This window comes from Staphylococcus sp. AntiMn-1, assembly GCF_001663395.1.
GTDB classification, from domain to species: Bacteria; Bacillota; Bacilli; order Staphylococcales; family Staphylococcaceae; genus Staphylococcus; species Staphylococcus equorum.
The window spans coordinates 1574839-1587767 of record NZ_CP012968.1; the positions used below are offsets into that span (position 1 = coordinate 1574839).

Below are 12929 nucleotides of genomic sequence, written 5' to 3' on the forward strand. Positions count from 1 at the left end.
TTCTATGAAAAAAGTAGCATATTCAGTAGAAACTAAAAACAAAGTAATAGAAATGAAAATTCAAGGTTATTCTACTAAACATATTATGGACATTTTAAATATTAAAAATAAGACTCAAGTACAAAGATGGTGGAAATGGTATAGAGATGGTGAAAGCAACAGGTTTCCTCAACAAGTCGGAAAACAATATTCATATGGAAAGGGAATTGAAGAATTCAGTAATGAAGAGAAATTGAAATTAGAAATTAGACGTCAACAAGCTGAAATTGATGTTTTAAAAAAGTACAAGGAATTGGAAAGGAAGTGGCGCCAAAAGTAATAATACAAGTGGTTAATGCGTTGAAATCAAGGTACCCAGTTAAGGTAATATTAGATGTTTTTAAGATTCCCAAATCCACTTATTATCGTTGGAAATGTAAAAATTATGAATTAGATTCAATTGAAGAAAAAGTTAAATATATTTGTCATAAACACAACTATACCTATGGTTATAGGAAAGTAACTGCTGAATTAAATAAATTTAGCGAAATAATAGTTAACCACAAAAAAGTACAAAGAATTATGCAGGAAAATGGATTGAATTGTCGCGTTAAACCTAAGAAATCTAAAAAACCAGGTAATCCATTTTATAAAACAGATAATTTACTACAGAGAAATTTCAACGCAAACTGTCCATTAGAAGTACTTGTAACTGATATTACTTATTTACCTTTCGGTAATACAATGTTGTATCTTTCATCAATTATGGATGTCTATAACGGAGAAATTATAGCTTATTCTATAGATAATCACCAAAATCAAAGTTTAGTAAACGATACGCTTAATCAAGTGGAAATTCCTGATGGTTGTATTCTTCATACTGATCAAGGTAGTGTTTATACGTCGTATGAATATTATGAATTGTGCAAAGAAAAAGGCATTACCAGAAGCATGTCCCGTAAGGGAACGCCAGCCGATAATGCCCCGATCGAATGTTTTCATTCCTCACTAAAGTCTGAAACATTCTACTTAAACAAAGAGCTCAAGAGCTCTAATAACATTGTAATAGATATTGTCGAAAATTACATTGAAAACTATAATAAAGTTAGAATTCAACAAAAACTAGGCTACTTAGCTCCTATAGAATTCAGGAAATCAGCAGCTTAGAAAACAGTGTTTTTATTAAATTCCCATTTTAAGGGTTCAGTGCCAGGTCCCTAATTGCCTGTAAAGTGCTCCTTATTCTAATATTTAGAGCTTAGGAGCACTTATACAAAAGACTTGTCTTTTGTATCCCTCTTATCCTACCTTATCCTATTTTTGCGGAACGCAAGTCGGCTACCATCGACGCTAAGAAGCTTTTCTGGTGTAAGGCAAGCGTTCGCATCTTTTCTCACTTTCGCTCTTTCCTTACTCACTTACCGCTTGTAAGCTCGTCTCGTCTTTCACTCAGTTCGTCAGCTTCAAACGCTTTCTTAAACCAGCTTTTTTGGAAGTTAAGCTCCTTTTACGCATAAAAAAGAGACCCTTTCAGGTCCCTAATTGCCTGGCAACGTCCTACTCTTGCGGAACGTAAGTCCGACTACCATCGGCGCTAAGGAGCTTAACTACTGTGTTCGGCATGGGAACAGGTGTGACCTCCTTGCCATTGTCACCAGACAATGAACTGTATAAAAAATTATACATTCAAAACTAGATAGTAAGTAAAATTTGATAATGCCAAACAAAACACTTTTAAATTTGATTAAGTCTTCGATCGATTAGTATTCGTCAGCTCCACATATCGCTATGCTTCCACCTCGAACCTATTAACCTCATCATCTTTGAGGGATCTTATAACCGAAGTTGGGAAATCTCATCTTGAGGGGGGCTTCATGCTTAGATGCTTTCAGCACTTATCCCGTCCATACATAGCTACCCAGCGATGCCGTTGGCACGACAACTGGTACACCAGAGGTATGTCCATCCCGGTCCTCTCGTACTAAGGACAGCTCCTCTCAAATTTCCTGCGCCCACGACGGATAGGGACCGAACTGTCTCACGACGTTCTGAACCCAGCTCGCGTACCGCTTTAATGGGCGAACAGCCCAACCCTTGGGACCGACTACAGCCCCAGGATGCGATGAGCCGACATCGAGGTGCCAAACCTCCCCGTCGATGTGAACTCTTGGGGGAGATAAGCCTGTTATCCCCGGGGTAGCTTTTATCCGTTGAGCGATGGCCCTTCCATGCGGAACCACCGGATCACTAAGTCCGTCTTTCGACCCTGCTCGACTTGTAAGTCTCGCAGTCAAGCTTCCTTATGCCTTTACACTCTATGAATGATTTCCAACCATTCTGAGGAAACCTTTGAGCGCCTCCGTTACTCTTTAGGAGGCGACCGCCCCAGTCAAACTGTCCATCTGACACTGTCTCCCACCATGATAAATGGTGCGGGTTAGAAATCCAACACAGCAAGGGTAGTATCCCACCAACGCCTCGACGTAAGCTGGCGCTCACGTTTCAAAGGCTCCTACCTATCCTGTACAAGTTGTACCGAATTTCAATATCAGACTACAGTAAAGCTCCACGGGGTCTTTCCGTCCTGTCGCGGGTAACCTGCATCTTCACAGGTACTATGATTTCACCGAGTCTCTCGTTGAGACAGTGCCCAAATCGTTACGCCTTTCGTGCGGGTCGGAACTTACCCGACAAGGAATTTCGCTACCTTAGGACCGTTATAGTTACGGCCGCCGTTTACTGGGGCTTCGATTCGTAGCTTCGCCGAAGCTAACCACTCCTCTTAACCTTCCAGCACCGGGCAGGCGTCAGCCCCTATACATCACCTTACGGTTTAGCAGAGACCTGTGTTTTTGATAAACAGTCGCTTGGGCCTATTCACTGCGGCTCTCCTGGGCGTTAACCCTAAAGAGCACCCCTTCTCCCGAAGTTACGGGGTCATTTTGCCGAGTTCCTTAACGAGAGTTCGCTCGCTCACCTTAGAATTCTCATCTTGACTACCTGTGTCGGTTTGCGGTACGGGCACCAAAATTCTAGCTAGAGGCTTTTCTTGGCAGTGTGAAATCAACGACTCGAGGAAACAATTTCCTCTCCCCATCACAACTTGACCTTAAGAGTGCCGGATTTGCCTAACACTCAGTCTCATTGCTTGGACGTACAATCCAATAGTACGCTTCGCCTATCCTACTGCGTCCCCCCATCGCTTAAAACGAAATTTGGTGGTACAGGAATATCAACCTGTTATCCATCGCCTACGCCTATCGGCCTCAGCTTAGGACCCGACTAACCCAGAGCGGACGAGCCTTCCTCTGGAAACCTTAGTCAATCGGTGGACGGGATTCTCACCCGTCTTTCGCTACTCACACCGGCATTCTCACTTCTAAGCGCTCCACATGTCCTTGCGATCATGCTTCAACGCCCTTAGAACGCTCTCCTACCACTGTCCTTACGGACAATCCACAGCTTCGGTAATATGTTTAGCCCCGGTACATTTTCGGCGCAGTGTCACTCGACTAGTGAGCTATTACGCACTCTTTAAATGATGGCTGCTTCTAAGCCAACATACTAGTTGTCTGGGCAACGCCACATCCTTTTCCACTTAACATATATTTTGGGACCTTAGCTGGTGGTCTGGGCTGTTTCCCTTTCGAACACGGACCTTATCACCCGCGTTCTAACTCCTAAGATAAAATTGATTGGCATTCGGAGTTTGTCTGAATTCGGTAACCCGATAAGGGCCCCTCGTCCAAACAGTGCTCTACCTCCAATAATCATTACTTAAGGCTAGCCCTAAAGCTATTTCGGAGAGAACCAGCTATCTCCAGGTTCGATTGGAATTTCTCCGCTACCCACAACTCATCCGCTCACTTTTCAACGTAAGTCGGTTCGGCCCTCCATTCAGTGTTACCTGAACTTCAGCCTGGTCATGGGTAGATCACCTGGTTTCGGGTCTACGACCAAATACTCAACGCCCTATTCAGACTCGCTTTCGCTACGGCTCCACATTAACTGCTTAACCTTGCATCAAATCGTAACTCGCCGGTTCATTCTACAAAAGGCACGCCATCACCCATTAACGGGCTCTGACTACTTGTAAGCACACGGTTTCAAGTTCTATTTCACTCCCCTTCCGGGGTACTTTTCACCTTTCCCTCACGGTACTGGTTCACTATCGGTCACTAGAGAGTATTTAGCCTTGGGAGATGGTCCTCCCGGATTCCGACGGAATTTCTCGTGTTCCGTCGTACTCAGGATCCACTCAAGAGTGAACAAACTTTCGACTACAGGATTATTACCTTCTTTGATTCATCTTTCCAGATGATTCGTCTAATTTGTTCTTTTGTAACTCCGTATAGAGTGTCCTACAACCCCAACAAGCAAGCTCGTTGGTTTGGGCTCTTCCCGTTTCGCTCGCCGCTACTCAGGGAATCGATTTTTCTTTCTCTTCCTGCGGGTACTAAGATGTTTCAGTTCCCCGCGTCTGCCTTCAGATATGCTATGTATTCACATATCGATAACACGACATAACTCGTGTTGGGTTTCCCCATTCGGAAATCTCTGGATCAAAGCTTACTTACAGCTCCCCAAAGCATATCGTCGTTAGTAACGTCCTTCGTAGGCTTCTAGTGCCAAGGCATCCACCGTGCGCCCTTAATAACTTAATCTTTTCGACCTTCAACACGATAAAATCGGTTGAAAACCTAAAATGTTATTAATCTGTGAGTGTTCTTTCGAACACTAGCGATTATTTCTATTTTTTTGAATTCAAGCTTTTTAAAACTCTAATTCACTCGGTTTTGCTTGGTAAAATCATAAATTTTACTTACATATCTAGTTTTCAATGTACAAAATAACGCAATGAATACTCGTAATGAGCATTCAAAACTGAATGCAATATGTCAATATCATTCCTCTTCATCTTCTCAAGGAAGATGTTCCGAATATATCCTTAGAAAGGAGGTGATCCAGCCGCACCTTCCGATACGGCTACCTTGTTACGACTTCACCCCAATCATTTGTCCCACCTTCGACGGCTAGCTCCATAAATGGTTACTCCACCGGCTTCGGGTGTTACAAACTCTCGTGGTGTGACGGGCGGTGTGTACAAGACCCGGGAACGTATTCACCGTAGCATGCTGATCTACGATTACTAGCGATTCCAGCTTCATGTAGTCGAGTTGCAGACTACAATCCGAACTGAGAACAACTTTATGGGATTTGCATGACCTCGCGGTTTAGCTGCCCTTTGTATTGTCCATTGTAGCACGTGTGTAGCCCAAATCATAAGGGGCATGATGATTTGACGTCATCCCCACCTTCCTCCGGTTTGTCACCGGCAGTCAACCTAGAGTGCCCAACTAAATGCTGGCAACTAAGTTTAAGGGTTGCGCTCGTTGCGGGACTTAACCCAACATCTCACGACACGAGCTGACGACAACCATGCACCACCTGTCACTTTGTCCCCCGAAGGGGAAGGCTCTATCTCTAGAGTTTTCAAAGGATGTCAAGATTTGGTAAGGTTCTTCGCGTTGCTTCGAATTAAACCACATGCTCCACCGCTTGTGCGGGTCCCCGTCAATTCCTTTGAGTTTCAACCTTGCGGTCGTACTCCCCAGGCGGAGTGCTTAATGCGTTAGCTGCAGCACTAAGGGGCGGAAACCCCCTAACACTTAGCACTCATCGTTTACGGCGTGGACTACCAGGGTATCTAATCCTGTTTGATCCCCACGCTTTCGCACATCAGCGTCAGTTACAGACCAGAAAGTCGCCTTCGCCACTGGTGTTCCTCCATATCTCTGCGCATTTCACCGCTACACATGGAATTCCACTTTCCTCTTCTGTACTCAAGTTTCCCAGTTTCCAATGACCCTCCACGGTTGAGCCGTGGGCTTTCACATCAGACTTAAGAAACCGCCTACGCGCGCTTTACGCCCAATAATTCCGGATAACGCTTGCCACCTACGTATTACCGCGGCTGCTGGCACGTAGTTAGCCGTGGCTTTCTGATTAGGTACCGTCAAGATGTGCACAGTTACTTACACATTTGTTCTTCCCTAATAACAGAGTTTTACGATCCGAAAACCTTCATCACTCACGCGGCGTTGCTCCGTCAGACTTTCGTCCATTGCGGAAGATTCCCTACTGCTGCCTCCCGTAGGAGTCTGGACCGTGTCTCAGTTCCAGTGTGGCCGATCACCCTCTCAGGTCGGCTACGTATCGTTGCCTTGGTAAGCCGTTACCTTACCAACTAGCTAATACGGCGCGGGTCCATCTATAAGTGATAGCAAAACCATCTTTTACTTTAGAACCATGCGGTTCCAAATGTTATCCGGCATTAGCTCCGGTTTCCCGAAGTTATTCCAGTCTTATAGGTAGGTTACCCACGTGTTACTCACCCGTCCGCCGCTAACTTCAAAGGAGCAAGCTCCTTTGAAGTTCGCTCGACTTGCATGTATTAGGCACGCCGCCAGCGTTCATCCTGAGCCAGGATCAAACTCTCCATAAATGAATTATGATGTTTGATTAGCTCATAAAATACTAATTTGTGTGTTATCTCTAACACGTTTGAACCAACAATTTAATGTTGTGTTCGGAATTAACGTTGACATATTGCAATTCAGTTTTCAATGTTCATTTCTTAATCACAAGAGTTAATTCTACAGGTTATAACTTGAAAAGTCAATAACTTTTTAAAATTAATTTTCGTTGTGTTTCGTATTTCTTTTTGTGTTTGTCGTGTTGTTTCGCTCGACTAGTAATACTATACACGTATAAAAACCTTTTAACAACAGTAAAATTTACACTATCGCTACAAAACTTACATTTATTAAACAAATATAATTCATTAAGGCTATATTATAGACGAATCTCTAGTAACTACAGTTCTTTCAATGCAGAAAATCAAAATATAAGGAAGCTTAATCCCTTTCTAAAATAGCTATATATCACTCTATTCGGAAAATTATTCACTATTCTTTTATCGTTGCTCACTGTGTTTTTCAAACTAATTCTCTAATTTATAATTTATATATTCTATTTCTTCCAAATGATAAACGTAAAAATTCCAAAAATATTGGTGTAATTATTCTTCTAAAAACTATAGATCAAGTAAAAATAACCTATGTCTTTGATTTTCTGAATATCAGAACTATTAAATAAATTCATATTTGCGCATTAAAAATTCACAAAAGGAAATTCCATACAAAAAGGAATGACACCCTACTTCTTATACCAGTTGAAAAGTTGTATATTAACAGGCCATTTTGAATAATATAATCGAAAATTTTTTACTGTATGCAGTAGTAAATTAAGCAAATACTAAACATTAACTAGAACTTTTGAACACTTTATTTAACTAAACCAAAAATAAATCACGTTTAATATAATCTTCAACTCTTTTATTCCTATAAACTACCACTTTTTAATTTATAAAGAACCACTTTTTCGCTTGCGAAATTAGTAGTTCTTATACAAGAGCTGGTGCTCTTGTAATCCTTAAATTATTCTCATATCTCTTGGAACGAGATCCACACTATTTTTTGCATAAAAAAGAAACCTCTCAGTCTCGACTTCTCGTACCTTATGACGCTGACTGTAAAAACTCTACTTTTCAATTTATTGAGGTTAGTAACTCTTACACATGAGCTTCAGCTTATGTGCTCATGGCTTAAACCAGCTATTTTTGGAAGTTAAGCTCCTTTTGCGCATAAAAAAAGAGACCCTTTCGGGTCCCTAATTGCCTGGCAACGTCCTACTCTTGCGGAACGTAAGTCCGACTACCATCGGCGCTAAGGAGCTTAACTACTGTGTTCGGCATGGGAACAGGTGTGACCTCCTTGCCATTGTCACCAGACAATGAACTGTATAAAAAATTATACATTCAAAACTAGATAGTAAGTAAAATTTGATAATGCCAAACAAAACACTTTTAAATTTGATTAAGTCTTCGATCGATTAGTATTCGTCAGCTCCACATATCGCTATGCTTCCACCTCGAACCTATTAACCTCATCATCTTTGAGGGATCTTATAACCGAAGTTGGGAAATCTCATCTTGAGGGGGGCTTCATGCTTAGATGCTTTCAGCACTTATCCCGTCCATACATAGCTACCCAGCGATGCCGTTGGCACGACAACTGGTACACCAGAGGTATGTCCATCCCGGTCCTCTCGTACTAAGGACAGCTCCTCTCAAATTTCCTGCGCCCACGACGGATAGGGACCGAACTGTCTCACGACGTTCTGAACCCAGCTCGCGTACCGCTTTAATGGGCGAACAGCCCAACCCTTGGGACCGACTACAGCCCCAGGATGCGATGAGCCGACATCGAGGTGCCAAACCTCCCCGTCGATGTGAACTCTTGGGGAGATAAGCCTGTTATCCCCGGGGTAGCTTTTATCCGTTGAGCGATGGCCCTTCCATGCGGAACCACCGGATCACTAAGTCCGTCTTTCGACCCTGCTCGACTTGTAAGTCTCGCAGTCAAGCTTCCTTATGCCTTTACACTCTATGAATGATTTCCAACCATTCTGAGGAAACCTTTGAGCGCCTCCGTTACTCTTTAGGAGGCGACCGCCCCAGTCAAACTGTCCATCTGACACTGTCTCCCACCATGATAAATGGTGCGGGTTAGAAATCCAACACAGCAAGGGTAGTATCCCACCAACGCCTCGACGTAAGCTGGCGCTCACGTTTCAAAGGCTCCTACCTATCCTGTACAAGTTGTACCGAATTTCAATATCAGACTACAGTAAAGCTCCACGGGGTCTTTCCGTCCTGTCGCGGGTAACCTGCATCTTCACAGGTACTATGATTTCACCGAGTCTCTCGTTGAGACAGTGCCCAAATCGTTACGCCTTTCGTGCGGGTCGGAACTTACCCGACAAGGAATTTCGCTACCTTAGGACCGTTATAGTTACGGCCGCCGTTTACTGGGGCTTCGATTCGTAGCTTCGCCGAAGCTAACCACTCCTCTTAACCTTCCAGCACCGGGCAGGCGTCAGCCCCTATACATCACCTTACGGTTTAGCAGAGACCTGTGTTTTTGATAAACAGTCGCTTGGGCCTATTCACTGCGGCTCTCCTGGGCGTTAACCCTAAAGAGCACCCCTTCTCCCGAAGTTACGGGGTCATTTTGCCGAGTTCCTTAACGAGAGTTCGCTCGCTCACCTTAGAATTCTCATCTTGACTACCTGTGTCGGTTTGCGGTACGGGCACCAAAATTCTAGCTAGAGGCTTTTCTTGGCAGTGTGAAATCAACGACTCGAGGAAACAATTTCCTCTCCCCATCACAACTTGACCTTAAGAGTGCCGGATTTGCCTAACACTCAGTCTCATTGCTTGGACGTACAATCCAATAGTACGCTTCGCCTATCCTACTGCGTCCCCCCATCGCTTAAAACGAAATTTGGTGGTACAGGAATATCAACCTGTTATCCATCGCCTACGCCTATCGGCCTCAGCTTAGGACCCGACTAACCCAGAGCGGACGAGCCTTCCTCTGGAAACCTTAGTCAATCGGTGGACGGGATTCTCACCCGTCTTTCGCTACTCACACCGGCATTCTCACTTCTAAGCGCTCCACATGTCCTTGCGATCATGCTTCAACGCCCTTAGAACGCTCTCCTACCACTGTCCTTACGGACAATCCACAGCTTCGGTAATATGTTTAGCCCCGGTACATTTTCGGCGCAGTGTCACTCGACTAGTGAGCTATTACGCACTCTTTAAATGATGGCTGCTTCTAAGCCAACATACTAGTTGTCTGGGCAACGCCACATCCTTTTCCACTTAACATATATTTTGGGACCTTAGCTGGTGGTCTGGGCTGTTTCCCTTTCGAACACGGACCTTATCACCCGCGTTCTAACTCCTAAGATAAAATTGATTGGCATTCGGAGTTTGTCTGAATTCGGTAACCCGATAAGGGCCCCTCGTCCAAACAGTGCTCTACCTCCAATAATCATTACTTAAGGCTAGCCCTAAAGCTATTTCGGAGAGAACCAGCTATCTCCAGGTTCGATTGGAATTTCTCCGCTACCCACAACTCATCCGCTCACTTTTCAACGTAAGTCGGTTCGGCCCTCCATTCAGTGTTACCTGAACTTCAGCCTGGTCATGGGTAGATCACCTGGTTTCGGGTCTACGACCAAATACTCAACGCCCTATTCAGACTCGCTTTCGCTACGGCTCCACATTAACTGCTTAACCTTGCATCAAATCGTAACTCGCCGGTTCATTCTACAAAAGGCACGCCATCACCCATTAACGGGCTCTGACTACTTGTAAGCACACGGTTTCAAGTTCTATTTCACTCCCCTTCCGGGGTACTTTTCACCTTTCCCTCACGGTACTGGTTCACTATCGGTCACTAGAGAGTATTTAGCCTTGGGAGATGGTCCTCCCGGATTCCGACGGAATTTCTCGTGTTCCGTCGTACTCAGGATCCACTCAAGAGTGAACAAACTTTCGACTACAGGATTATTACCTTCTTTGATTCATCTTTCCAGATGATTCGTCTAATTTGTTCTTTTGTAACTCCGTATAGAGTGTCCTACAACCCCAACAAGCAAGCTCGTTGGTTTGGGCTCTTCCCGTTTCGCTCGCCGCTACTCAGGGAATCGATTTTTCTTTCTCTTCCTGCGGGTACTAAGATGTTTCAGTTCCCCGCGTCTGCCTTCAGATATGCTATGTATTCACATATCGATAACACGACATAACTCGTGTTGGGTTTCCCCATTCGGAAATCTCTGGATCAAAGCTTACTTACAGCTCCCCAAAGCATATCGTCGTTAGTAACGTCCTTCGTAGGCTTCTAGTGCCAAGGCATCCACCGTGCGCCCTTAATAACTTAATCTTTTCGACCTTCAACACGATAAAATCGGTTGAAAACCTAAAATGTTATTAATCTGTGAGTGTTCTTTCGAACACTAGCGATTATTTCTATTTTTTTGAATTCAAGCTTTTTAAAACTCTAATTCACTCGGTTTTGCTTGGTAAAATCATAAATTTTACTTACATATCTAGTTTTCAATGTACAAAATAACGCAATGAATACTCGTAATGAGCATTCAAAACTGAATGCAATATGTCAATATCATTCCTCTTCATCTTCTCAAGGAAGATGTTCCGAATATATCCTTAGAAAGGAGGTGATCCAGCCGCACCTTCCGATACGGCTACCTTGTTACGACTTCACCCCAATCATTTGTCCCACCTTCGACGGCTAGCTCCATAAATGGTTACTCCACCGGCTTCGGGTGTTACAAACTCTCGTGGTGTGACGGGCGGTGTGTACAAGACCCGGGAACGTATTCACCGTAGCATGCTGATCTACGATTACTAGCGATTCCAGCTTCATGTAGTCGAGTTGCAGACTACAATCCGAACTGAGAACAACTTTATGGGATTTGCATGACCTCGCGGTTTAGCTGCCCTTTGTATTGTCCATTGTAGCACGTGTGTAGCCCAAATCATAAGGGGCATGATGATTTGACGTCATCCCCACCTTCCTCCGGTTTGTCACCGGCAGTCAACCTAGAGTGCCCAACTAAATGCTGGCAACTAAGTTTAAGGGTTGCGCTCGTTGCGGGACTTAACCCAACATCTCACGACACGAGCTGACGACAACCATGCACCACCTGTCACTTTGTCCCCCGAAGGGGAAGGCTCTATCTCTAGAGTTTTCAAAGGATGTCAAGATTTGGTAAGGTTCTTCGCGTTGCTTCGAATTAAACCACATGCTCCACCGCTTGTGCGGGTCCCCGTCAATTCCTTTGAGTTTCAACCTTGCGGTCGTACTCCCCAGGCGGAGTGCTTAATGCGTTAGCTGCAGCACTAAGGGGCGGAAACCCCCTAACACTTAGCACTCATCGTTTACGGCGTGGACTACCAGGGTATCTAATCCTGTTTGATCCCCACGCTTTCGCACATCAGCGTCAGTTACAGACCAGAAAGTCGCCTTCGCCACTGGTGTTCCTCCATATCTCTGCGCATTTCACCGCTACACATGGAATTCCACTTTCCTCTTCTGTACTCAAGTTTCCCAGTTTCCAATGACCCTCCACGGTTGAGCCGTGGGCTTTCACATCAGACTTAAGAAACCGCCTACGCGCGCTTTACGCCCAATAATTCCGGATAACGCTTGCCACCTACGTATTACCGCGGCTGCTGGCACGTAGTTAGCCGTGGCTTTCTGATTAGGTACCGTCAAGATGTGCACAGTTACTTACACATTTGTTCTTCCCTAATAACAGAGTTTTACGATCCGAAAACCTTCATCACTCACGCGGCGTTGCTCCGTCAGACTTTCGTCCATTGCGGAAGATTCCCTACTGCTGCCTCCCGTAGGAGTCTGGACCGTGTCTCAGTTCCAGTGTGGCCGATCACCCTCTCAGGTCGGCTACGTATCGTTGCCTTGGTAAGCCGTTACCTTACCAACTAGCTAATACGGCGCGGGTCCATCTATAAGTGATAGCAAAACCATCTTTTACTTTAGAACCATGCGGTTCCAAATGTTATCCGGCATTAGCTCCGGTTTCCCGAAGTTATTCCAGTCTTATAGGTAGGTTACCCACGTGTTACTCACCCGTCCGCCGCTAACTTCAAAGGAGCAAGCTCCTTATCCGTTCGCTCGACTTGCATGTATTAGGCACGCCGCCAGCGTTCATCCTGAGCCAGGATCAAACTCTCCATAAATGAATTATGATGTTTGATTAGCTCATAAAATACTAATTTGTGTGTTATCTCTAACACGTTTGAACCAACAATTTAATGTTGTGTTCGGAATTAACGTTGACATATTGCAATTCAGTTTTCAATGTTCATTTCTTAATCACAAGACTTAATTCTACAGGTTATAACTTGAAAAGTCAATAACTTTTTAAAATTAATTTTCGTTGTGTTTCGTATTTCTTTTTTGTGTTTGTCATGTTGTTTCGCTCTACTAGTA

The 12929-nt window shown here is 44.3% G+C and carries 1 protein-coding gene and 6 rRNA genes; 1 reads left to right on the plus strand and 6 read right to left on the minus strand.

Features of this window, described 5'->3' with window-relative positions:
- Window positions 1-4: 4 nt before the first annotated feature.
- A protein-coding gene (locus tag AOB58_RS07780) for an IS3 family transposase (RefSeq protein WP_102134915.1) occupies window positions 5-1146 on the plus strand; the annotation gives its coding sequence in 2 pieces (ribosomal slippage) (window positions 5-275 and window positions 275-1146; 1143 coding nt in all).
- A 377-nt stretch (window positions 1147-1523) separates the two neighbouring features.
- Here the strand turns inward: AOB58_RS07780 and rrf (AOB58_RS07785) are convergent.
- The 6 genes from rrf (AOB58_RS07785) to AOB58_RS07810 form a co-directional block, all read right to left on the minus strand.
- Window positions 1524-1638, minus strand: a 5S ribosomal RNA gene (rrf, locus tag AOB58_RS07785).
- An 81-nt stretch (window positions 1639-1719) separates the two neighbouring features.
- A 23S ribosomal RNA gene (locus AOB58_RS07790) occupies window positions 1720-4643 on the minus strand.
- A gap of 288 nt (window positions 4644-4931) precedes the next feature.
- A 16S ribosomal RNA gene (locus AOB58_RS07795) occupies window positions 4932-6484 on the minus strand.
- Window positions 6485-7716: 1232 nt separating this feature from the next.
- Window positions 7717-7831: ribosomal RNA gene (rrf, locus tag AOB58_RS07800) — 5S ribosomal RNA — on the minus strand.
- An 81-nt stretch (window positions 7832-7912) separates the two neighbouring features.
- Window positions 7913-10835, minus strand: a 23S ribosomal RNA gene (locus AOB58_RS07805).
- Window positions 10836-11123: 288 nt separating this feature from the next.
- Window positions 11124-12676 (minus strand): 16S ribosomal RNA (locus AOB58_RS07810).
- Together the 16S, 23S and 5S rRNA genes form the textbook arrangement of a ribosomal RNA operon.
- Window positions 12677-12929 lie beyond the last annotated feature (253 nt).